The organism is Stanieria cyanosphaera PCC 7437 (assembly GCF_000317575.1).
In the GTDB taxonomy this organism is placed as follows: domain Bacteria; phylum Cyanobacteriota; class Cyanobacteriia; order Cyanobacteriales; family Xenococcaceae; genus Stanieria; species Stanieria cyanosphaera.
In genome coordinates this window covers 1,264,374-1,286,484 of sequence record NC_019748.1, presented here as the reverse complement: position 1 = coordinate 1,286,484, position 22,111 = coordinate 1,264,374, and the positions used below count along the sequence as shown (strand labels likewise).

The following is a 22,111-nucleotide window of genomic DNA, read 5'->3' as shown; positions in this document are numbered from 1 at the left end:
AATTAAGCTTTTTTTGCCAAAATTACATAATCATCAATTGCATAATTAGATGGATATTTTTGTTGAAGATATTTTTTCCTGAGAACATTTAAATGAGGTTGAGGAGGCAAATTATCTTTAGCAAATTGAGCAAATCCTTGTTTTTTTGGAGTTCTTTTACCTGTAGAAGTTAAATATTTATACCACTCTAGTTTTAAACCTAATTCTTCAAGAAAGCTTTGAATTAACCACCCCTCTTCATCAAGATTTTCGCTAGGCGGAACATTATACATATTAAACAACTTTCTGCCTTGAATGATTAATAAAGCATAACCATTTTCAACCAAATTCCGCTCAAATATTTGTCGGTAAATTTGATGAGAGTCATAACGTTGCTGAGATTGATAAAAAAAACAATGAGAAATTACAATAAAATCAAAAAAATGAATAGGTAGCTTAACAGCATAATTTTCATAGTCAAAAAGATTGATTGTATTAAAACGACAGTAAGCATTAATTGGTGTAGATAAAGACTCAATATATTTACGCCAAAATTGTAATCCCCTATACTGTAAATCTGCTTGTTGTTCTAAAGAATAATAAATAATTTGTGTTTCTTGAAGAGGAAAGAATCCTTTTGTACTAGATAGCAATAATGCTAATCCAAAAATTACTGTTCCTGGACCAGCAGCGAGATCGAGGATTTTAAGATTTTTCAGTAAAAGATTTTGTTGATAAATTAAAAACCAAGCTAAATAACTACAATAAATATTGTCTAAAAAATATTTAAGTAAATAGATATGAGAACTAAGACGATGATTGTATTGAGGATCGATTCCTTGTTTTAGTCCTTCTAAATCCTTAACTGCTTGAGCAATTTCTTGGCAGCAAATTTGTTCTGGCACTTTATTAATTTCTGTTTCTAAATACTCTACTAAAGCTAGTTCTAAATTCGTAAAGATTTGAGACTCTATACCTGTGCATTGAAACAAAAAGCGATCGCTTTCTTTTAAATTAAAACACTTATGAATGTAATTAATAAATTCTAGATTAGGTTTGAATGTATGATCTTGAAGACGTTGACTTAAATGACCTACTTCTTGTCGATAAAAACTTAAAGATTGTTCTGTTTTAAGTTGCTGTTGATATAATTTTTCTAGCCAGGATAATTTTACTCCCGATCTTTCAATTTCTTGTAGTAGGCTTTGGGCTTTTTTAAATTTACCTTGTTTAAGAGCAAGTTTGAATTGATAAGAATGCCACTTAACAATTAGCCAATTAATCATAGCCAAAACCTTCTTTGCCTTCTTTAATTTCTATATTTGCTGCTAAAGCTATTAACTGTTCAGTTAATTTCTGTTTAAATCGTTGATAGCTTTCTTGCTCATTGTCATACCACCAATTATATTTTTCTTTTAAAGAAATGGCTTCCGGGCGAGTAGAGGCGACTAAAGATTTTTGCTTACTAGAATGAAAAGATTGAATAACGATTCGATCTACTACCGTTAATTTACTGATAAATTCTAATTCGTCTTGAGGCAAAATAGGAAGTAGAGGAGTAATAGTTACTGAAAATCTAATATCATGTAATTCATTACAAGGAATACTATATCTAAGTTTACTAATAGTTTGTAAACGAGCTTTTATACTAGGAGATCGCGGTTCAAAATCTTGTTTGACTAATTCACTACCAGTAGGAATACTAAGATTAATTCTCAGTCGTTCAAATTGTTTTAGTAAATCAAGATCTCTGACAATCATAGGACTGCGAGTTTGAATTACTAAGGTTGGTTGATATTGAAGCATTACTGTTAACAATGCTCGCGTTAACTTTTGTTTCGCTTCAATGGGTTGATAAGGATCGGTAACACTACTCATATAAATCGTAGCAGGGCGATCGCGATTTTTTTTATGCCATCGATTTAATTCTTTGTTTAAAAGTAATTGAGCATTCTCTTTAATAATTACCCAATCACCCCAATTTTGACGTAAATTGACATCAGGACTAAATGCAGCAGCATAACAATAACTGCATCCATATTGACAGCCACGATAAGGATTTAAAGTAAAATCATAAGCATCAATAAAACCAGTAGCTTTATTGAGAATAGATTGAGCATTTACTTTATAAATATCTGCTTGAGCTAATTTTTCTTGAACAACAAATTTCTGTTTTACTAGTTTCTTTTGTTGAGACATTTACAGTATAGCGGTTCACAGATTAATAAAATACAGTTCATTTTCCTGGTTAAGCGTTGATTGCTAATGGTAGATGGTTGATAGCTGATAGTTAATTGCTACTTTGATCCTTCGTTTCACGTTTCTGACGCTTCGCGCTTTTTACTTAATCTTTGGTAACTGGTCACTTTTTACTTTTTACTTTTTACTTTTTACTTAATCTTTGGTAACTGGTAATGGTGTACCTCACCAAGAGCGAGAAACTCTATACCGTTTTTTAATACATAATATGGTACTTAAAAATTAAACAGTATAATTAATAAAAAAAACTAATTAATTGGTTAAATTTTATATAGATAAAACCTCTAAAGTATCAGTTAAAAAACTAGCCCGACAAGCATGACGTTGAATTTTTCCGCTAGATGTTTTCGGCAAACTATTAGGTTTTAGTAATAAAATTTTGTATGGTTGTAAATCGTGATTTTTATAAACTTCGCGACGAATAATTTGAATTAATTCTTTTACTTCATTAAGACTTTTTTGTACTTCGTCATTATTCAGTTTAGAAGTACGATTAAGCTCCCAATAACGACGATCTATTTCTGCTAAAACAATCAATTTTTCTTCCCCTGCGATCTCAACAGAAAAACTAGCAGTTCCTCTTGGTAGAATAATTGGATTGCTTGCTTCTACGGTTTGTTCAATGTCTTGAGGATAGTGATTGCGACCATTAATAATAATGATATCTTTCAGACGACCAGTGACAAATAATTCGCCGTCTTCAATAAAACCAAGATCTCCTGTTCTTAAAAAAGGCCCTATTTGAGTACCTGCCAAATAAGCATTAAAAGTATTTTCAGTCATTTCAGGTTGATTCCAATATCCCGAAGCAACGCTTGTTCCTCTTAACCAAATTTCTCCTACTTCTGTAGATTGACATCGAATTAAAGTTTCTGGGTTAACAATAATAATTTCTTGATCTGGTAAACTTTGACCACAACCTACTAAAACACGAGCATTTTCTTGGGCAACTTTAGCAGTAATTACCTGATTTTGTTCCAATGCATGGGCTTGTACTGTTTTAGTAATGACACCATTCTTTTTACTGCCTCCAGACACGATTAAGGTTGCTTCAGCCATTCCATAACAAGGATAAAAAGCTGAAGCACGAAACCCGTAAGGAGCAAACGTAGCAGCAAATTTCTCCATCGTTTCGTAATTAATTGGTTCAGCACCATTAAAGGCTAAATCCCAACTACTTAGCTCCAAATTAATACTTTGATCGGGTTTAAACTTACGCACGCATAAATCGTAAGCAAAATTTGGGCCACCACTAGTAGTCGCTGTGGTTGAAGAAATGGCTTGTAACCAACGTAGAGGATTTTGCAAAAACATCAAAGGAGACATCAGTGTTACAGGAAAACCACCGTAAAGAGGCTGTAAGATTCCGCCAATTAAGCCCATGTCGTGATAAGGCGGTAACCAAATTACTCCTCTACTATGTTGATTGTGCTGAAAACAGTGATAAATAGCTTCAAGATTGTGTAATAAATTGCGATGGGAAATTTTGACTCCTTTGGGTTCGGCAGTTGAACCAGAAGTATATTGAAGTAGAGCAAGCGCATCTGGCGAATTGTCAGGTAGTTGCCCGTCGTAAACCAAATTGTGAGGTAAATTATCAGTTGCTAACCAACGTAAATTTTTTAATTCAGGAGCATGAGGAAGTTTACGCTCTAAATTAGTTAAAATCGAATGAGTGGTTAAAGCGATCGTGGCTTGAGCATCTTGAATAATACTTTGAAGACGAGCTAGAGAACGATTCGGTCGAGGCGGATAAGCAGGAATTGCGATCGCGCCTGCCATCAAACAACCAAAAAATGCTGAAATATATTCTAAGCCTGGCGGATAAAGTAGTAAAACTCTTGCTTGGGTAGAAGTATTCGATTGTAAATAGGTTGCGATCTTTTTAGCTTGTTGTTCTAATTCTCGATACGTCAGACTAACTGCTTCCCTTTCCCCATCAATTAAAAAAGTATAGACAGTTTGGGTTGGTTGTTCTACAGACCGATATTGCAAAATATCGATTAAAGTTGCTGCTTTCAGTTTATTTTCTATCCCACTCATTCCCTTCTAATTTTTTTCAACCAATTTACACCATATTTGGAACTATTTAACTGAGACATTAAGTTATTTTTAAGGAAAAGTCACAGCCAGAGTTAACTTGACAGATTTCTCAGCAAATTTTCTAGAGTTTAATTCGGTTCTAGTCACGCTATCAACCTAAATAATGAGATTTTTGGTTCTAAGGAACTTTGCTTAGGAGGGGTCGTCTTAGGTCTAGACAAGGTTGAATTTTAGAGACTATTCACATATATGAACAAGAAACACTTTATTTCTGCCCCTAAAACACTTTTATTCAGTTTATTAGCGGTTTCTGCTTTGAGTATTATTCCTAATTCGGCTCAAGCAGACGATGCAATTATTCAGGAAACTATTCAAGAATCTTACAGTACAGGAAAAGATAATCTATCGATTCAAAACTCTAGTCAGCAAAATCGACAATCGACTTTTAAGAGCGATCGCTATGGTTCTGTTGATAACAACAATACTGGCATTGTGCAAAGAACCCAACAATACTGCGATCAATATGGGGAATACAACACTTGCGTTCAAAATTCACAACAGCTTAATAATACTCGTACTCATCGCAGTCGTCACTAGTTTGCAATAGTTTTAATTTTTTCTTTAGATAGCTGGTGATTAGGTGTTAGTCCTTCCTATCTTTGACGAGGCGTTCAAGGGAATGAATCAAATTCGTTTCACAGCTTCTCACTAATCACCAGTTTCTTAAATTGAATTGAGGACTTTAACCATGAATTTAAAAAGGCTAACTTTAATGTTAGCTGGCTTTTTACTATTTTTACCTGCTCCTGTTCTCAGTAGAGAAATAGAAGTTCAAGCAGGTAGTGTAAGAGCTAGCACCAGTAGAGATGGCAGTATCTATGTCAATACAGGAAACACTAACGTAGAAGTTCCTGCCTACAATTCCTCATCAAGATGGTATCCTATGCAGTTTCTTCGTTTTCCGTGGCGAACTACTTGTCAAAATCGCAATAGTTCTTATCACAGAAATACCCAGGTATCTAAATCTGGTCAAAGTGTGAGCGAAAGCAGTGTTTATACCTCAACCTGTCGTTAGAAAGGAGATGACGAATGAATTGGACAGGACAAAAATTTCGCTCAAGTAAACTGAGTTGGCTACCCTTATACTCATTAACTTTCGGCTTTTTATCTACTACCAGTCTGCTTACAATTTGGTCTGCTGTAACTAATTCTGCTATGGCACAATGCGTACAAGCTGATGTTTCTGTTCAATACAACATCAGTGGTTCAAAAGAGCCTACTGAACGAAATAACCAAATTGAGATGCAGGGTTCTGATTCGTGCCAAGGTAACGTCAGTGTTACAACTGGTGTACAAGGTAACGAAGGTGGTACAGGTAAGGTAGTCCAAAACCGAACTGTGCGTCATCGTTTTGAAGACAACACTAACTCTCAATGGGGAGGATCAACCGTCCAAATTAGAAGTAATCCCGCGATCGATGTTTATAATGCTGCCGACCAACTAAAATATTAAGTTGAGTTACAGCAGTTTTTAGGCAACGGAGGGCGATTGAAACTCGCCCTTCTCGATTTTTTTTCTTTAATAAGCAATGATAATGCCAAAGAAAGGGGTGAAATTTTTATTGCTCTAGGATTTTCGTACTGACAAGGTTGAAATATTCACCAGAGACTATTCACCCCATTTGCCATTATAACCGTCAGTTTATAGATCGCGTCTATAACATTTTTGATTACCCGTCAAGCTAATAGATAACTTCAGTAAAATTTATAAATCACCTAAAATCCACTCAGAAGCTCGTTCTCCCAAATCTAAGGGAATACTAACTGCTTTACCTAAACGAGGGCGATCGCGAGTATGATTAATAAAAGTTTTAACTTGCTCTACACCACCCCAAGCATTGAGATAACTAGCCACCGCTTCGAGATGTTCGAGATAGGCTTGCTCAGAAAGAGGAAAAGAAGCTTGTTCCAAATATTTCCACATCACTTGGACAAAAATTCTTCCCTTAACCTGTCTTAACTGAATATCATAAGAGCAGCCCCATTTCTCCAATAAAATTTGTTGTAATTCCTCGCCTGTCATTTGGACTCTTTTGGGATTGCGGACTCAATCTCTGTAATAATTTAATACAGTACTTGTTAACCTTTTTAAAGACAAGAAATTTCATAATTGTGCTTTGAGATTGCTAAATATAGATTTACAATCAGGCAAATAATGAAATATTTTTTTCCTTGTCCTCACTTTAGTTTACAAAACTATAGATCTGAAGTATAACTATGGCTCAACTTTCCGGCTCTTCTGATGTCCCTGATATGGGGCGTAGACAATTTATGAACTTGCTCACTTTTGGCTCAATCACAGGAGTAGCCTTGGGAGCATTATATCCAGTAGTAAAATACTTTATTCCTCCTTCTAGTGGTGGTGCTGGCGGTGGTCTTACAGCTAAAGACGCACTAGGCAATGATATTATTGTTAGCCAATATTTAGCAGAACATAATCCAGGCGATCGCTCTTTAGCTCAAGGATTAAAAGGCGATCCTACCTATATTGTGGTCGAAGGCGAAGATACAATTGCCAACTACGGAATTAATGCTGTTTGTACTCACCTAGGTTGCGTTGTGCCTTGGAATGCTAACGAAAACAAATTTAAATGTCCTTGTCACGGTTCTCAGTACGATGCTACAGGAAAAGTTGTCCGTGGCCCTGCACCTCTATCTTTAGCATTAGTTCATGCTGATGTGACAGAAGATGACAAAGTGGTATTTACTCCTTGGACAGAAACAGATTTCCGTACTAACGAAGACCCCTGGTGGGCTTAAATTACTCACAAATTAATTAATTTATAGGATTTGAAAATTGTTGACGAGAGAGATGAGAACACCTGCACAATTAGCAATGGTGAAGACAGGTAAACAATTAATTGCCAAAACATTATTATTGGTTATTGCTACTGTTGCTGTTTTCCTAACCAGTGACTTATTATTACCCCAATCTGCTGCTGCTTATCCTTTTTGGGCGCAACAAACTGCCCCTGAAACTCCTAGAGAAGCAACTGGGCGCATTGTTTGTGCTAACTGCCACTTAGCTGAAAAACCTGCGGAAGTAGAAATTCCTCAATCCGTATTACCAGATTCAGTATTTGAAGCAGTAGTAAAAATTCCTTATGACTTAAATAGTCAACAGGTTTTAGGAGATGGTTCTAAAGGTGGTTTGAATGTTGGTGCAGTTTTAATGTTACCTGAAGGTTTTAAAATTGCTCCTCCTGAAAGAATCCCTGAAGAAATGAAAGAAAAAGTTGGTAGTCTTTACTTCCAACAATATAAAGAAGGTCAAGATAACGTAGTAATTGTTGGACCTTTACCAGGCGAACAATATCAAGAAGTTGTTTTTCCTGTACTTTCTCCTAACCCTGCTGAAAATAAAAATATTCACTTCGGTAAATATCAAGTTCATTTAGGCGCAAATCGTGGACGAGGACAAGTTTATCCTACTGGTGAACTAAGCAATAATAACGCTTTCAAAGCTTCTGCTACTGGAACAATCACCGCTATTAGCGAACAAGAAGCAGGTGGTTATGAAATTAGTATTAATACTGGCGACGATACTATTGTTGACAAAATTCCTTCGGGACCAGAATTAATTGTTTCAGAAGGACAACAAATCGCTGCCGGAGATGCACTGACCACTAATCCTAATGTAGGTGGTTTTGGACAAAAAGATACAGAAGTTGTACTTCAAAGTCCAGCAAGAATCGGTGGTTTAATTGTTTTCCTCGGTGCAATTATGATTTGTCAAATTCTTTTAGTAATTAAGAAGAAACAAGTCGAAAGAGTTCAAGCTGCGGAAATGAATTTTTAGTTTTTCTGTTGTAGTTAAGCAAAATTAATAAATCATCAAGGACGGGTACAATACCTGTCCTTTTTTGTTTAATTTGTTAAATTTTAATTCAAGCTAAAACATTTTATGTGTTCTAAATAAGTAAAGTTAAACTTTATTGTTAGATTCTTTATTAGTGTCTACATCGCCAAAAAGAAGTTGTTCAAAAGATTCTAAATCTTGCTCATTTTCTGCTTCATCAAGTTCGATTAACAAGTCTAAATTGTCGTCTTGTTCGGCAATATTTTCAAATAAATCAGGATTATTATCTTGAGGATCTGATAAAGGAAATGTCAAATCTAATTGTTCTAACCATTCAGTAATTCCTCCTATTTGATCTTCGACCAACTCATTATTTGCTTCAATAATATTACTTTCATTAACAAGCTCATTTTTATCAATTATTGGTTCGATTATAGGAGTTAAATCAGTTTCTCTGGCGGGCAATGGCTCAACTTCATCAATCAAATTATTTTCTACATCAGAAGTAAAAGATTGAGAATTTTGATTAACTTGTTCAAATAAATTAATAGGTTCTTGATTAATGGTAAAAGTTAAATCAGTTTCCCTGACAGGTAATGGCTCAACTTCATTTACTATATTTGTTTGATTTATTTCTTGAGTAAAACTATTATTTTTTTGTAATTCATTAGTAAAATTAGAAACTGGCTCAACACTTGTTGCTATGATAGTGTTATCTTCAAAACTCGCATTCGTTGGAATTGGAGAATTAAAATTATTCTGTGTTTCAACTTCAGGGACAAACTCTTCATAATTGTTGTTATTAGTTGAAGTTGAATCAAAAGAACCAGCTAAATTTTCTGTCATTACTGATTCTTGGTTCACTTGAGTGTTACGACCAAAGAAAAACCAACCTACAAAAGGAACAATTGCAACTAAGATTAATAACCACCAGGGAAATTTAGATTTAGTTTCATGATTAGAAGCATTGTTCTCAGAAGAATTATCTGCTTGAGCAATCTGTTCGGAATTTAATTGGTTATCAGATGTCAAAAATGATGCTTCGACAGACTGAGGAGTTACTGCGATCGCCACCAATAAAGACAGTGTTATTACAGAAGTACTTTTTTTCTTTAGCATAATTTTAAGCACAAAAATAATTATAAACTGATAATTTCATTAATTTTATAAGTAAAAATATCAGTAAAACAAACATTGTTACTTTATTTTTATGATTATTTCGTATGTATTTTTACCAATCAAATTGGTTGGAAAAGATGAGAATTAATCGCTCAAATGAATTATATTGAGCCTTGAGTAGACAAAATAAGTTACGGCAATTTATAAAAATAAATTATATTTTTCTAGGTAATAATTCAACGAATAATTATCAATATCTAGATGGGAGTAATTTTAAGTAAATTGGGAATCCAGTATAATGATGCTTTGCTGTTGTCTTCTTCAGAGCAATGCGAGCGCATAAATATACCCGTCGGACAAAAATCGTTGCTACCGTAGGTCCTGCTACTCTTAAACCAGATGTATTACGTCAGTTGATTCAAGCAGGAGCTACCACTTTAAGATTAAATTTTTCTCATGGTACTCAACAAGACCATCAGAAAGCTATTCGTCTAATTCGTCAGACAGCGTTTGAACTTAATCAACCAGTAGGCATTTTACAAGATTTACAAGGACCAAAAATTCGTCTGGGCAAGTTTAGCTGTGGTAGTATTTCACTCCAACAAGGTGACTCTTTTGTACTTACTAGCCGTCTAGTAGAATGTAATCAAGAAATTAGTTACGTCAGTTACAATCGTCTTGCCGAAGAAGTTCCTGAAGGTGCAACTATTCTGCTCGATGATGGTAAAGTCGAGATGCAGGTAGAAAAGGTCAACTATCAAAGTGAAAGCCTTCATTGTCGTGTAGTTGTCGGCGGTATTTTATCAAGTAATAAAGGAGTAAATTTTCCTGGAGTATATTTATCTATCAAAGCCTTAACCGATAAAGACCGAGCAGATTTAATGTTTGGTTTGGATCAAGGTGTAGATTGGGTAGCTTTAAGTTTTGTTCGCAATCCCCAAGATATTCTTGAAATTAAAGATTTAATTGCTAGTGCAGGTAAATCCGTTCCTGTAGTCGCCAAAATTGAAAAGCACGAAGCGATTGAACAAATGGACGCAATTTTGTCTCTTTGTGATGGTGTCATGGTAGCTAGAGGTGATTTAGGGGTAGAGTTACCTGCCGAAGATGTCCCCATTCTACAAAAAAGATTGATTGCCACAGCTAATAAACTGGGTATTCCCATTATCACCGCTACCCAGATGCTAGACAGTATGGTTAACAATCCTCGTCCAACTCGTGCGGAAGTATCCGACGTTGCCAACGCTATCTTGGATGGTACCGATGCGGTTATGCTTTCTAATGAAACTGCCGTAGGTAGTTATCCTGTTGAAGCAGTTAAAACTATGGCAACAATCGCCCAACGGATTGAATTAGAACAGAATCGAGTTTCTTCTGATTCCAACCATAAAGCTTCAATTCCCCATGCTATTTCTGCTGCGGTTGGTCAAATTGCCGAACAATTAGATGCAGCAGCGATTATGACCTTGACGAAAACAGGTGCAACTGCTCGTAATGTTTCCAAATTCCGCCCTAAGACTCCAATTTTAGCGATTACTCCTAGTGTTCATGTTTCTAGAAGACTACAAATGGTCTGGGGAGTCAAACCTCTACTTGTTTTGGATCTTCCTTCTACTAATCAAACTTTTCAAGCAGCAATTAACGTTGCTCAAGAAAAAACCTGGTTAGCTGCTGGAGATTTGGTAGTAATGACTGCAGGTACTTTACAGGGAGTAGCTGGTTCGACAGATTTAATTAAAGTAGAATTGGTTAAAGCTATTTTAGGTCAAGGTGCAGGGATTGGACAACGCGCAGTTAGTGGAAGAGCTAGAGTCGTCTCTAATCCCCATGCAATTAATGATTTTAATCCAGGAGAAATTATAGTAGCTCCTCAAACTCATGCAGGATTTGTCGAAATTATTCGTCAAGCTGCTGGAATTATCACTGAAGATGAAAGTTTAACCTGTCATGCTGCTACTCTTGGTTTGCGGTTGGATATTCCTGTGATTGTCGGGTTTAAAAATGCTAGTCAAATTATTCGCGAAGGAGCAATTATTACTCTGGATGCGAAACGAGGGATTGTTTATTCAGGAACAACAATGGAGTAATCAGTTATCAGTAGAGACGCGACATGTCGTGTCTCTACACCAGTTATTAATTACTAATTACTAATTATGAGGGATTAATAATCAACCATTAACAATTAACTATTAAAAAAAAGCAACACTTCAACTGTTTTTCTAAAAAATGAATAATCTAGAAATTATCAAAAGTTTGTATCGTGCTTTTGATCAAGGCGATTTAGATACTATTCTTGATTTAATTGCACCTAATATGGAGTGGTTTGAGTCAGAAGGAATTCCATATGGAGGAAAATTTATTGGAAAAGATGCAGTTGTAACAGGAGTTTTTCAAAAAATTGGTGCAGAATGGGATAATTTTCGTGCTGATGTCGAAGAATTTATTGACGCTGGCGAAAAAATAATTGCTCTAGGTTATGACAGTGGTATTTATAAGGCTACTGGTAAAAGTATGACTGCACCTAACAGTTTCAATATGGACACTCGAAAATGGCAAGGTAATCAAATTTGTTCAGTACATTGATACTCTTAAAGTAGTTGCTGCTTTAACCTAGAACAAAAGAAGAGAGCTTTTGAAAATAAATAATTTTTAGGCTCTTTTGCAGAAAATAAACCACAAAAGAACCTAAGAAAGCTTTTTTTTATTTTATTGCTTGTTTTCCATCTCTTTTAGGGGGTCAGCAATATATCTAAAGTCTTTGTCTGAATTCCAAGGTCCTCGATGATCTTGTCCGTTAGAAGATAAGTTATAGTAAATATCTACTGTATTATCAGGCTTAATATTGCCAAAGAAGGGGTCGGTTAGTTTACCCATTGAGTCAAGAGCTTTCATAAACATATTGGTATGGGAAATCTCGCGAGTCAGTAAGTGAACTAAAGTTTCTTTTGTGCCTTGGTCTGGTGCTAATTTGATCAACGCTTCATAGGTTTGACGCGCGCCAGCTTCGGCTGCAATATTAGCTCTTAAATCGCGAACAACATCGCCACCTTCATTAATATAGTTGGCCGTCCAAGCGCTTCCTTGAGAGTCTAAGAAATGAGGACCCATTCCTCTAACTGCAAATAAAGTGCTAGTGAAAGCTTCAGTTTGATCGACATTTTTGGTATGAACTTCGATTAATTTGCCAATCATTTCTAAATGGCTAAACTCTTCAGTAGCAATGTCTTGCAACATATCACGAATACCTGGGTCTTCGGTATGAAAAGATTGTACCCAATACTGTAAAGCTGCTGTTAATTCTCCTGTTGCGCCACCAAATTGTTCTAATAATAATTGAGCAAAACGAGGATTTGGGTCACTAATATTTACTGCCTTTTCAATTAGTTCTTTTTTATGAAAAAACATTGTTCAACTCTCCTAAAAAAATAGTCAGCGTGTAGATTTATGATGCAAAACAATCGCGACTTAATAGTTTCACTGTAACGAGCATGATTTAAGAAAGCTTGATACTTATGATAGATATTCGCTAATATTAAACGAATAAAATTTATGTCTTAAGATTGGTTGTGAGGATTAATAACTTAAAATTTTGGTAAAATATAACAAAAAAGAGGCTCTGACCCTAAGCCTTATAAATGCAAATAATAGCAATTTAAATACTTATACCTCGATTTTAACAACAACTTTTTTCAGGTGATTGTGAATTTACGTCTAATGCGATCGCACCAGGGTTTATTTAGTTGTGTCAGAATTGGCATAGAGTCGTTGCAGTTTTGTCTCTGTCGCTTCTGTTAGAGGTAGTATTTCTGTGGTTTCCAGAGGCAAAGTTAAATCTTGATATTTAACAAAAGCTAAATCATTTTGATTGATAGAAACATAAAAGGGAGGTTGCAACTGCAAATTTTCTCTAATTTTTTGTTCGATTAAAAAGATTTCATTAGCTGATAATTTACCTTTAATTGTTCCTAGACGTAAGTAAAAATCGTTATCAATACTATTGGGTGTTTGATGATATTTATGTAACAAATTAAACTGTTGAGCTTGACGACGAAGTTTTTCTATGTCTAGAGTAATTTTTTGCTCGGTAAAAGACCAACCAATTAATACAGGAACAAAGTTATCTTCTCCTGATGATTGAAGTTGAAAAGTTCGGATTGAAGGATGTTGTTGGCGACTTAAAAAGTGATAATTAACCTGTGGATGATAACCACCAAAGCGAATTATTATCGGAAATTTTACTTGATTTTGAAGAAAATTAAGCCAACCAGATAAATTTACGTAACGAGTTTTTTGCCTAAACTCATAAAACCATTTATTAATAATTCCTAATGAAGTTGATACTCCTTCACAACCAAGAATAGTTCCGTGGATTTGTTCAAGTTGGTAGTTGAGAAAATTTGATTTACTGAGTGAAGAGCGATTAATTTCAGCAATTATTGTTTGAATTAAATTAGTTAATTGAGATGGTTTATTTTGATAGAATGCGACCAAACTAACATTAGGAAGTTGAGGAATAGAAAAGGCAGAAATTGAAGCATTCATAATTTAAACAAGTAACTTAATCAAATCTGGTTAAAATCTTAAAATCTATTATCATGATGGTTACTAAATGTCAAAATCGTTAAACTAAAAAATTAGTAGACAGACGTGTTTGGTAAAATTTCCTGCAAATAAACAAATATATTTTAAGATTATGCAACAAATATTTAACGCGATCGCTCTTGTTCCTGCTTATTTAATTTTTCTAGCAGTTGTATTAGTTATTCTACCAACGATCGCAGCAATCATCTTACGCTATTGTCTTTATCAACATTTAGTAAGATTAACTAAAATTAATAGAAAATTATTAGCTGGATTTCAATTGGAGTTAGAGCCTAAAATTATTAATCAACTAGAAAAAAGATGTCAGGAAATTAATTTAGACCGCGAACAAATTAATACTACGGCTATTATTGAAGGTGTATATAGTCAAGAACAATTTAATTGTTTAGGGTTGCCACTTAATTGTGAAAAAATAAATAACTTTACCCGTGTTTTACCAAATTTACTCTTAGCTTTTGGATTACTCGGAACATTTTTAGGAATCACTATTAATTTATCTAACCTCAGTCAAACTATTACTCAAGTTGATTTAGCAGACATGAGGAGTTTGGTAGCAGAATTAAATCAACCTTTACAGGGAATGGGAATTGCTTTTCTTACTAGTTTAATTGCAGTTGCCTGTAGTGCTTTATTAACTGTAGTTAATCTTGCTTGGAATACTAGTTTAATAAAAACTAATTTAATTAATTCTTTAGAAGATTATTTAGATAATATTTATTTACCTCAACTTCAACCACTACCTCCTTTAGTTGAAGCAATGGAAAGATTCAATCAAGATTTTGGCAGAATGCTTCATCAACTTGGAAATACTATTGAACAAGCAGTAATTAATGCCTTTTCCCGAATTGAAAATAGTGCTAGTACTTTCGAGCAAGCTGCCAATATTTTAGACCAAAGTAGATTTCCTGAAAAATTATCTTCTGCAACGAATAATTTGGCGATCGCACAAGGTCAATTTGCTCAATCATCTTTAGTTTTACAAAAATCTACTCAAGCTTTTGAACATAGTTTAGATGGAATGCAAAAAGTTGCCCGTAAGCTGTTAGAAGTAAGTACCGAAATTAGTAGTATTAATCAAAAATATACAACTTTAGTCGAACTTTCTCAACACAGAAATAATATTGAACAAGTAGGTCTAAAAGAAATTCAATTGGAATTAGCCAAACTGATTGAACAAATTCAAACTAAATAAAAATTAAAAGTAGCAATTAACCATTAACAATTAACCCCGATGATGACGCGCTGCGCAACCAACGCTCAATAAGTAAGTATCGAACGGATGTACCTCATATAAGCAGGTGTAATTACCGTAAATCTAGATTGTCTGGAAAGTTTTACAATCATAGCAGTTGATAAAATAAGTAATCTATTTAGCTTTATGTGGCGCAAAGTTTTAATTTTATTGATGTGTCTAACTTTAAGTTGGACTACAGTTGCTTGTGGTAGTTCCTCAACAGTTCAATCAAACCAACCCAATTTTAATAATAACGTTTCGTCTGCTCCAACTGCGATCGCTGATGGTAAGTATCCCGTACAACAGGCTACTTATAATGATGTTGATGGGCAATATAGTTTAATGTTACTCAATACTCCCCCAGGAACAGCGCCAGTCTTCCAAACTGCTAACCTACAGATGGCGCGTTTAAGTGACGAAGCGATTAAAAATGGGGAAAAAACCTATCTTCAAGTAGAAAATAGTCAACCGGTTATGTATTTAACGGAAGACTTTAAAATTGAATATGTTCATAACGTCACTGAAACCAGAACCGATCCTGCTACTGGTCAACCACAAACAGTTATTGTTAGAAGAGAATCTAATTTTTGGACTCCTTTTGCTGGTGCGTTAGCAGGACAAGCAATCGGTAGTTTATTATTTAGACCCCAATATTATGTACCACCTGTATATCAACCAGGAGGATATCTAACCGGGTTTGGTGGCTATGGTAGCAGCTATAATCAAGCTATCAATCGCTATCAAGAACGATATAATGCACCTCCAGCAGTAGTCAAAAATCGTCAAACTTTGCGTACTACAGGTTCGATTAGAAACTCCTATACTACTAAGACTAGAAATACTATTACCAAACCTAATCCTAGTAATAGTCGTGCTACTGGTTCTGGTTTTGGTTCAAGCGATCTTCGTTCCTCTGGTCAATCTAAGTATAGACAATCTAAACCTTCAAGCAGTTTTGGTAGTGGCAGAAGCAGTCGTAGACCAACTGCTAGCTTTGGGAGAAGAAGAAGATAAGTTAAACTAATTCATTAAACTAAAGCGATCGCTGTTGAGAGAAAGTTAATAGTAGTCATAGCGATCGCTTTTATTCTTTGAAAGATTGAAATAGTTGACTAAATTTTTAATTGCTAAAAAACTATTTTCAATAGTTCTAGAATTTTGGTTAACAGCTAGTCACGAGTCAATTTTTCTAGTAATTCAGGAAAAATCTGTTTGAAATCTATATTTTGTCCTAACCACAACATCAGATGAATACTTAGTAAATAAATACTTCCTACTAAAGGAATAAGCCAAGATAACTGTGTATTAATCATTGCTCAACATATCATTTCTCTTCACATTTATGTTGCAAATGATATTCTTAATTTTCGTCAGTGTAATTACTTAAATTTATTGAATCAGCAAAATATCTTAAGCATTTTTACTGTTGAGTAATCAGCAATATTAGCTAGATGTTGATTTAAAAATTAAAATAGTTCAACTTATTTAAGTATTTTCACAATGGTAACTATAGAAATCTATCAATGTAGTCTTAGCCAACGTGTAGAAAAGCTTGACGCGATCGCAGTTCCTAGGGTTTCTTGTCAAAAATAAAAATAGTTATAAGTTTACTTAATCAGGAACAAGAAAGACTATCAAGTTGCGAATAATCTCTCAAAATTAAGTAAATCAACCTTAAGAATATTTGATTTTTAATTATTAATTTATCAATTAATTTTTTTGCTCAATAATTGCTTGTAAAAGAGTACGAAATTCTCCTTTAGGATGACCACCTTTAACTTCACCCAAAATTTTAAAATCTCCTTCAGGCGAATCACAAACAATGTAAGTTGGCCATCCCATGCCTTCTTTTTTAGGATATTGAGCCAATAAAATATTGCGATACTTACGATACGTAGTAGTATCTTGCATTTTGACATCAATAAAATCTAAATTTAATTCAGTTGCTACTTTTTGGTCATAAAACGACATTTTATGACAAAGACCACAATCTTCAGAAGAGAATTTAATAACAGCTAAACTCATAATGTTTTCTAAGTAAAATTGTTTTAAAAAAGTAATTTAAAGTAAATAAATGAAGCCCGAAAATTCAATTTTAGCTGAGCTAGCAATGAAGTACACCTAGACCAGTGACCAGTAGAGACGTAGCACGGTGTAGTCTGTAAAGTTACCAGTGACCAATCAACAATTAACATAAGCGAAGCGCACTACCGTAGGTCTCAACCAAAAACACTATCAATCGATGACTCCATCTGCGTTCATCCGTGTGCATCTGTGGACAAACAATTAACTATCAACTATCAACAAAAAACAGGGTCTTAAATTATAGCTGATTCAAATGACAACTTTTCCAGACAAACTCTTTAATTATGTGATAACACAATCATTATCCATCTCGTTCAGTTCGTAGCCATCGACTCTGAGGTTGAACTAAAAACTTTAGATAAATAGGAATTTTGCTCAACACATAGAAAGGAATCGCGATTAAACTTAATAAAGACAAGTTATTTCGACCATATTGCCACCAAGCGAGTAAAACCGCAGCCACAATCAAACAACCAGCCACTAGTGCGACCGCAACAGGTAAAAGTGAAGCACCGATTGTTACAGCTAAAGAACAAATAAATGTAGCTATTAGCCAAATCATTACCAATAAAGATAAAGGTGGTACAAAGATATCTAAAGCAAGAATTAATAACTCAATCCGTCTTTGTTTGATAAATTCTTTGAGCAATCGAGGTACTTCTACTAAGATCATTTCAATATGACCATGTTCCCAGCGCATTCTCTGGCTTTGAGCGTGTTTATTTTTCATCAATCGTCCTGTAACTAAGGCTTCTTGAGAAAAGATTGGACTATCTCCTGCGATCGCCAAATCAACAGTTAACTGCATATCATCAGTAGTTTTACTACCTGCCAAAGAAACTTTACTAATTACAGACCAAGGAAAAGCCATACCCGATCCTGTTAAGAGAGAATGCCATCCCAAACTATTTAAACCTTTAAGACGAACCAGATTTTTAACCGTCAGAGAAAACATGGAAATTTTGTCTTTCAGGCTAGGATGATCTGGTTGATCCATCAAATAAGTTGCTTGTACTGGTCTTCCTGAATCTTGTGCTAAACGAGTAATACTAGAAATTGTGCCTGGTTCAATTTGACAATCAGCATCAAGGATGACCACAACTTCGGGAGGATCGTTTTCAATAAATTTAAGACCGTAGTCCAAAGCATATCCTTTGCCACGTTTTTCTTGATTAAAACGTTCTATTACTGTAGCTCCTGTACTTCTGGCTAACGCTGCTGTCTCATCGTGACAATTATCTGCAATGACTACTAATCGATCTTGCGTATTTAATTGAGCTAAAACTTTTTGTAAAACAGATTCAATCTGTTCTGCTTCATTATGAGCAGGAACTAACACTACTGTTCTGGGATGAGCTAAATTAGTTTTTTTTGAATGATCAGATTGAGAAAATAAAGAAGCAATGCACTCGATTAATAAAACAACAGAAGGAATTATTAAAAAAAATATAATGCCAATAAATAGAGTTATATTTAATACCTGTATCATAAATAGAAATTTATTCGCAGTTTGTAACATTACTTTATCAATCTCCTAAAATTAATACAATCCTTTGATTGTTTCTTCATTTCTTCTTTATAAATAATTACGACAATATTTACAAAAATATGTTGATATCTATTTGTATAATTACTTACAAACGTCCTGAAGGTTTAAAGCGGTTACTTGAAGGTTTGAATCAATTGGCTTTTGAAAAGCTTGACACTCCGAATATTGAAGTAATTGTAATTGATAATGATAACGCTGGGATAGCCGAAAAAATTACTCAAGAAATTAAAGCTCAATTTCGTTGGTCTTTAATTACGGGAGTGGAAACTCAGCGCGGAATTACATATGCTCGTAATAGATCACTAGCATTAACTTCAAAAAATGTTGATTATATTGTCATGATTGATGATGATGAAGTTCCTGAAACGTTTTGGTTAGAAAAATTATTATTAACTCAACAACAATACGATGCTGATGTAGTGACTGGTCCTGTTTTACCTTATTTTCAAGCAGAAGATGTGCCTGAATGGGTAGTTAAAGGAAAATTTTTTAATTGGCCTAGATTTCAAACTGGAGAACAAAGACACGTGGCTTTCACCAATAACGTACTAGTGCGTGCCAAAATTTTACAACAACTTGATCCAGTTTTTGACGATCGCTTTGCAATTAGTGGCGGAGAAGATTCCCATTTATTTATGAGACTTCATCAAGCAGGAGCTAAAATTGTTTGGGCAGATGAAGCAATTGTTTATGATTGGATTCCTTCGTCTCGTACTACTTCTGAATGGATTTTACAGCGTGGTTATCGTACTTGGGGAACTCAAAGTATCGTAGAAAAAGAATTATATCCTTCTTTTGTTGTACAGTTGATCCGAGGGATGAAGGGAATTGCTTTAATTGCGATCGGGTTACTTAAATTTATTCCTGCTTTGATTCAAGGGCAACACGCTCGCGTTAACTCTCTACTATACATCTATCGAGGTTGTGGTACTTTAGCTGGTTTATTAGGAATTAATTATCAAGAATATAAAAATATTCATAGTGATTTTGGAGTAACGCAATAAACTATATCTAAGCTAAAAAATAATTTTTATTTGAGTCAAGTAGATTGAAGTAAACTAAATTACTCAATTTATTTTGCTTAGTCTACTTCTCAGGATAAACATTAAGTTTTTACGGCAAAAGATGATAAAAAACACAAAATTCTCACAATTTCTTTGTAATTTATAAAGTATCAGTAATTCAAGAAAGCAGCTATGGCTGTTATTAATGATTATCCTTTTTTTAAATTGAATCCTAGCTCCAAAGATAACTATCAATTACATATTGATTTGTCTGTTCAGATTTTAAAATCTCAAAATCAGGCTTTAGTAGTACACTTAAAAAATTTTTTAGTTTATCTAGTTAGCCCACTTGAGATTGAAAAAATTTTTCAATCTGCTATAGAACAAATAGCACTAGCAGATGAGCAAAGTTGTCGATGGATTTTACAAAATCGTGATTATTTATTACCAGAAATTGATTTGATTGAGATAGCACAACAAATGATCAAAATTATTCTTGAAAAGCAAGGATTTATTATTGGTCAAGATTTTCAATTCCATAATCGTACTCAATTATCTGGTTGTCCTTATGTAATTAAACAATTATCTTTGAATGAGCAAAGCGAACTAACAGAAAGTCAAAATAAATTATTTAACTTAATGAAAGAAGAATTTTTGTTGATCGAGCCAACCAATATTACCTAAACTTTGAATAATAAATAAGTCGATCTAATTTAGTTTTAGTTATTAAAATTGCCAGAGTTAATTGATAACTGTAGAGAAAAAACATATTAATTCTCTACACATATTAATATTATTTACATCCATAAGATTAAGAACGAGTATAACGATGCTTGACTCCAGCAGGAAAATAATTAGGCTCACAAAAAGGAAGAAGAGCAACTTGTGGTAATTGAGATTGTGTAGGGACGTAGTTAGCAAATTCACTATTAAGCCGAAGTAACTGAGTATAGATGGCAAAAGCGATCGCATTTTCCATGTTTTCGTTGGCTTTAATATTAGGAGCTAGTTCGACTACGATTGATAGATAGCGGTTTTGATCTTCTTTTTCCCTAACTTCCATCACAAATTTACCAGTAACCCAATCTCTAATTCCTGGTTGTTCTAAACCTACATGGATATTTTCAGGATAAATATTGGCACCGTAATAGGAAACAGTAAAAGCAGAACGACCAAAAATATAAACAAAAGGAAAGGCATTTATGCCTCGTTCAGATTGTAATTCTGCTAAAGGATCGAATCCATGTTGTTGCAGAAATTGCCACATTTGTTCGTAGGGAATAATCCCCCCTGTATCGGCAATATGATAGCGAATTAAAGGGATGCCATTATCTCCAGAAAAAAGTAAAGTATTGTGGCGAGTTTCAAAATATCTACTGGTTGGATCGAATTGAACTAAAGTAGGCAAACGAGATTCTCCAAACATAGTTTTAGCCTCAGTAGGGTTGTGAGCAAAAAAACGACGAATACAAATGCTCAAAGGCGTTTCGTTCCCTAATACTCCTGCGTCTGCTGTTCCGTACAAAGAAGCAAAATCAAAACAAGGATTAGTTGAACCAATTCTTTCTGCAATTAAACTGCGCCATTCTTCACTAAATACTTCTCCTGCCATTACTAGTTTCAAAGAGTATTCTTGCCAATTAATCCCTTCAGCAATGCCACTATCGATGATGTCTTTAAGAAAAGGAGGATAACCCAATAAAACAACTTGATCGAAGCAAGGGGATAGTTGCTTAATTACCCGAAAAATCTCAATTTTATTATTACCAGGGGTAACTACTGTGATGGGATAACCTTTAGCTGCTAAATGACGACAGCAATTAGTAGTGTACATTCCCCCCACCCAAGTACCAAGACTAAAACAAACAACTGCTAAAGTACTACGAGTATCCGCTTGAAAACTATCATAAAAAATTTGTTCAAACCTGGTAGTAATTTGAAATTCATCACTCAAAAAACGAGGCCAAAAAGTTGGTTCTCCTGTCGAACCAGAAGAGACAGCAATAGTATCACATTGTTCTAGTAATCCTTGACGACATAGTTCTGAGAGAGGATATTTTTTGATATAGTTCTCTTTAGTCAACAGAGGCAGATTTTGAAAATCAGCTAGAGTTTGAATTGACTGAGGCTCAATTTGATTTTCTTTCAAAAAGGCTTGATAAGCAGGTACAGTATTGGCAACTTCGTGAAATAAATCTAAAATTTGTTTGTCAGCATCGCTTTGAAGAGATTGTTGAATTTGCTTTTCTAAAGAAGTGTTGAGAAAGGTTTGCCAAGCTAATAGCGATCGCTTTTTTTGAGATTCTGAGATCATCATAAGAGTTTAATTAACAAGATGCTTTCGTTGTGGGACTATTTAATAACTATTTTGCCATTGCC

General features: G+C 34.4%; 22 protein-coding genes. 11 read left to right on the top strand and 11 right to left on the bottom strand.

Annotated elements, in window-relative coordinates; translation table 11 throughout:
• Window positions 1–2: 2 nt before the first annotated feature.
• The 3 genes from STA7437_RS05650 to STA7437_RS05640 form a co-directional block, all read right to left on the bottom strand.
• Complete coding sequence (locus STA7437_RS05650; RefSeq protein ID WP_015192409.1) at window positions 3–1,265, bottom strand: hypothetical protein; 1,263 nt, start codon at window positions 1,263–1,265, stop codon at window positions 3–5.
• Entirely contained in the window at window positions 1,258–2,178 is a 921-nt protein-coding gene (locus STA7437_RS05645; protein ID WP_015192408.1) for an SPL family radical SAM protein, read from the bottom strand. Before STA7437_RS05645 ends, STA7437_RS05650 begins: the two co-directional genes overlap by 8 nt.
• A gap of 327 nt (window positions 2,179–2,505) precedes the next feature.
• Window positions 2,506–4,281, bottom strand: coding sequence for a fatty acyl-AMP ligase (locus STA7437_RS05640; RefSeq protein WP_015192407.1), 1,776 nt, complete (start codon window positions 4,279–4,281; stop codon window positions 2,506–2,508).
• A 249-nt stretch (window positions 4,282–4,530) separates the two neighbouring features.
• Here STA7437_RS05640 and STA7437_RS05635 point away from each other — a divergent pair, with 249 nt between their 5' ends.
• The 3 genes from STA7437_RS05635 (at window position 4,531) to STA7437_RS05625 (ending at window position 5,793) form a co-directional block, all read left to right on the top strand.
• A complete protein-coding gene (locus tag STA7437_RS05635; protein WP_015192406.1) occupies window positions 4,531–4,878 on the top strand; it encodes a hypothetical protein in 348 nt (115 codons plus the stop codon).
• A 151-nt stretch (window positions 4,879–5,029) separates the two neighbouring features.
• Window positions 5,030–5,356: a hypothetical protein gene (locus STA7437_RS05630; RefSeq protein WP_015192405.1), complete on the top strand. Its 327-nt coding sequence runs from the start codon at window positions 5,030–5,032 to the stop codon at window positions 5,354–5,356.
• Window positions 5,357–5,370: 14 nt separating this feature from the next.
• Window positions 5,371–5,793, top strand: coding sequence for a hypothetical protein (locus STA7437_RS05625; protein ID WP_015192404.1), 423 nt, complete (start codon window positions 5,371–5,373; stop codon window positions 5,791–5,793).
• 252 nt (window positions 5,794–6,045) lie between these two features.
• Here STA7437_RS05625 and STA7437_RS05620 read toward each other — a convergent pair whose 3' ends face one another.
• A complete protein-coding gene (locus STA7437_RS05620) occupies window positions 6,046–6,363 on the bottom strand; it encodes a DUF3067 family protein (protein ID WP_015192403.1) in 318 nt (105 codons plus the stop codon).
• Window positions 6,364–6,557: 194 nt separating this feature from the next.
• Between STA7437_RS05620 and petC the strand changes: the two genes are divergently transcribed.
• Together petC and petA are read left to right on the top strand one after the other, a co-directional pair.
• On the top strand, window positions 6,558–7,100 hold the full coding sequence (gene petC / locus STA7437_RS05615) for a cytochrome b6-f complex iron-sulfur subunit (protein ID WP_015192402.1): 543 nt from the start codon (window positions 6,558–6,560) through the stop codon (window positions 7,098–7,100).
• 52 nt (window positions 7,101–7,152) lie between these two features.
• A complete protein-coding gene (gene petA / locus STA7437_RS05610) occupies window positions 7,153–8,139 on the top strand; it encodes a cytochrome f (RefSeq protein WP_015192401.1) in 987 nt (328 codons plus the stop codon).
• Between the two features lie 126 nt (window positions 8,140–8,265).
• Here the strand turns inward: petA and STA7437_RS05605 are convergent, their stop codons facing one another.
• Window positions 8,266–9,258 (bottom strand): PLD nuclease N-terminal domain-containing protein, encoded by a 993-nt coding sequence (locus tag STA7437_RS05605; protein ID WP_015192400.1) that lies wholly within the window; start codon window positions 9,256–9,258, stop codon window positions 8,266–8,268.
• 329 nt (window positions 9,259–9,587) lie between these two features.
• On the opposite strand from STA7437_RS05605, the gene pyk reads away from it, so the two are divergent.
• Window positions 9,588–11,345: a pyruvate kinase gene (gene pyk, locus STA7437_RS05600; RefSeq protein ID WP_015192399.1), complete on the top strand. Its 1,758-nt coding sequence runs from the start codon at window positions 9,588–9,590 to the stop codon at window positions 11,343–11,345.
• A gap of 139 nt (window positions 11,346–11,484) precedes the next feature.
• Window positions 11,485–11,841: a nuclear transport factor 2 family protein gene (locus STA7437_RS05595; protein WP_015192398.1), complete on the top strand. Its 357-nt coding sequence runs from the start codon at window positions 11,485–11,487 to the stop codon at window positions 11,839–11,841.
• 123 nt (window positions 11,842–11,964) lie between these two features.
• Here the strand turns inward: STA7437_RS05595 and STA7437_RS05590 are convergent, their stop codons facing one another.
• Window positions 11,965–12,663 carry a manganese catalase family protein gene (locus STA7437_RS05590; protein WP_015192397.1) on the bottom strand — a complete coding sequence of 233 codons (699 nt, stop codon included), beginning with the start codon at window positions 12,661–12,663 and terminating at the stop codon, window positions 11,965–11,967.
• 327 nt (window positions 12,664–12,990) lie between these two features.
• Window positions 12,991–13,800: a hypothetical protein gene (locus STA7437_RS05585; RefSeq protein ID WP_015192396.1), complete on the bottom strand. Its 810-nt coding sequence runs from the start codon at window positions 13,798–13,800 to the stop codon at window positions 12,991–12,993.
• 151 nt (window positions 13,801–13,951) lie between these two features.
• On the opposite strand from STA7437_RS05585, the gene STA7437_RS05580 reads away from it, so the two are divergent.
• Both STA7437_RS05580 and STA7437_RS05575 read left to right on the top strand, forming a co-directional pair.
• Window positions 13,952–15,052: a hypothetical protein gene (locus STA7437_RS05580; RefSeq protein WP_015192395.1), complete on the top strand. Its 1,101-nt coding sequence runs from the start codon at window positions 13,952–13,954 to the stop codon at window positions 15,050–15,052.
• Window positions 15,053–15,238: 186 nt separating this feature from the next.
• Window positions 15,239–16,108 (top strand): hypothetical protein, encoded by an 870-nt coding sequence (locus STA7437_RS05575; RefSeq protein WP_015192394.1) that lies wholly within the window; start codon window positions 15,239–15,241, stop codon window positions 16,106–16,108.
• Between the two features lie 155 nt (window positions 16,109–16,263).
• Here the strand turns inward: STA7437_RS05575 and STA7437_RS26485 are convergent, their stop codons facing one another.
• The 3 genes from STA7437_RS26485 to STA7437_RS05565 all read right to left on the bottom strand — a co-directional run bounded on the left by STA7437_RS26485 (window position 16,264) and on the right by STA7437_RS05565 (window position 18,668).
• Window positions 16,264–16,407 carry a hypothetical protein gene (locus STA7437_RS26485; protein WP_015192393.1) on the bottom strand — a complete coding sequence of 48 codons (144 nt, stop codon included), beginning with the start codon at window positions 16,405–16,407 and terminating at the stop codon, window positions 16,264–16,266.
• Window positions 16,408–16,804: 397 nt separating this feature from the next.
• Window positions 16,805–17,119 (bottom strand): hypothetical protein, encoded by a 315-nt coding sequence (locus STA7437_RS05570; RefSeq protein WP_015192392.1) that lies wholly within the window; start codon window positions 17,117–17,119, stop codon window positions 16,805–16,807.
• A 361-nt stretch (window positions 17,120–17,480) separates the two neighbouring features.
• On the bottom strand, window positions 17,481–18,668 hold the full coding sequence (locus tag STA7437_RS05565; RefSeq protein ID WP_041619785.1) for a glycosyltransferase family 2 protein: 1,188 nt from the start codon (window positions 18,666–18,668) through the stop codon (window positions 17,481–17,483).
• A 119-nt stretch (window positions 18,669–18,787) separates the two neighbouring features.
• On the opposite strand from STA7437_RS05565, the gene STA7437_RS05560 reads away from it, so the two are divergent.
• Window positions 18,788–19,732, top strand: coding sequence for a glycosyltransferase family 2 protein (locus tag STA7437_RS05560; protein ID WP_015192390.1), 945 nt, complete (start codon window positions 18,788–18,790; stop codon window positions 19,730–19,732).
• A 192-nt stretch (window positions 19,733–19,924) separates the two neighbouring features.
• On the top strand, window positions 19,925–20,416 hold the full coding sequence (locus tag STA7437_RS24715) for a hypothetical protein (protein WP_015192389.1): 492 nt from the start codon (window positions 19,925–19,927) through the stop codon (window positions 20,414–20,416).
• A gap of 127 nt (window positions 20,417–20,543) precedes the next feature.
• Here STA7437_RS24715 and STA7437_RS05550 read toward each other — a convergent pair whose 3' ends face one another.
• Window positions 20,544–22,046, bottom strand: coding sequence for a phenylacetate--CoA ligase family protein (locus tag STA7437_RS05550; RefSeq protein ID WP_041619204.1), 1,503 nt, complete (start codon window positions 22,044–22,046; stop codon window positions 20,544–20,546).
• Window positions 22,047–22,111: the final 65 nt, after the last annotated feature.

Coding starts and splice junctions, on each gene's coding strand:
- STA7437_RS05630 (WP_015192405.1), top strand. CDS start 5,030: ATGAATTTAAAAAGGCTAACTTTAATGTTAGCTGGCTTTTTACTATTT.
- STA7437_RS26485 (WP_015192393.1), bottom strand. CDS start 16,407: ATGATTAATACACAGTTATCTTGGCTTATTCCTTTAGTAGGAAGTATT.
- STA7437_RS05575 (WP_015192394.1), top strand. CDS start 15,239: ATGTGGCGCAAAGTTTTAATTTTATTGATGTGTCTAACTTTAAGTTGG.
- STA7437_RS24715 (WP_015192389.1), top strand. CDS start 19,925: ATGGCTGTTATTAATGATTATCCTTTTTTTAAATTGAATCCTAGCTCC.
- STA7437_RS05595 (WP_015192398.1), top strand. CDS start 11,485: ATGAATAATCTAGAAATTATCAAAAGTTTGTATCGTGCTTTTGATCAA.
- pyk (WP_015192399.1), top strand. CDS start 9,588: ATGCGAGCGCATAAATATACCCGTCGGACAAAAATCGTTGCTACCGTA.
- STA7437_RS05650 (WP_015192409.1), bottom strand. CDS start 1,265: ATGATTAATTGGCTAATTGTTAAGTGGCATTCTTATCAATTCAAACTT.
- STA7437_RS05550 (WP_041619204.1), bottom strand. CDS start 22,046: ATGATCTCAGAATCTCAAAAAAAGCGATCGCTATTAGCTTGGCAAACC.
- STA7437_RS05625 (WP_015192404.1), top strand. CDS start 5,371: ATGAATTGGACAGGACAAAAATTTCGCTCAAGTAAACTGAGTTGGCTA.
- STA7437_RS05645 (WP_015192408.1), bottom strand. CDS start 2,178: ATGTCTCAACAAAAGAAACTAGTAAAACAGAAATTTGTTGTTCAAGAA.
- STA7437_RS05605 (WP_015192400.1), bottom strand. CDS start 9,258: ATGCTAAAGAAAAAAAGTACTTCTGTAATAACACTGTCTTTATTGGTG.
- STA7437_RS05570 (WP_015192392.1), bottom strand. CDS start 17,119: ATGAGTTTAGCTGTTATTAAATTCTCTTCTGAAGATTGTGGTCTTTGT.
- STA7437_RS05620 (WP_015192403.1), bottom strand. CDS start 6,363: ATGACAGGCGAGGAATTACAACAAATTTTATTGGAGAAATGGGGCTGC.
- STA7437_RS05560 (WP_015192390.1), top strand. CDS start 18,788: ATGTTGATATCTATTTGTATAATTACTTACAAACGTCCTGAAGGTTTA.
- petA (WP_015192401.1), top strand. CDS start 7,153: ATGAGAACACCTGCACAATTAGCAATGGTGAAGACAGGTAAACAATTA.
- STA7437_RS05580 (WP_015192395.1), top strand. CDS start 13,952: ATGCAACAAATATTTAACGCGATCGCTCTTGTTCCTGCTTATTTAATT.
- STA7437_RS05640 (WP_015192407.1), bottom strand. CDS start 4,281: ATGAGTGGGATAGAAAATAAACTGAAAGCAGCAACTTTAATCGATATT.
- STA7437_RS05590 (WP_015192397.1), bottom strand. CDS start 12,663: ATGTTTTTTCATAAAAAAGAACTAATTGAAAAGGCAGTAAATATTAGT.
- STA7437_RS05565 (WP_041619785.1), bottom strand. CDS start 18,668: ATGATACAGGTATTAAATATAACTCTATTTATTGGCATTATATTTTTT.
- petC (WP_015192402.1), top strand. CDS start 6,558: ATGGCTCAACTTTCCGGCTCTTCTGATGTCCCTGATATGGGGCGTAGA.
- STA7437_RS05585 (WP_015192396.1), bottom strand. CDS start 13,800: ATGAATGCTTCAATTTCTGCCTTTTCTATTCCTCAACTTCCTAATGTT.
- STA7437_RS05635 (WP_015192406.1), top strand. CDS start 4,531: ATGAACAAGAAACACTTTATTTCTGCCCCTAAAACACTTTTATTCAGT.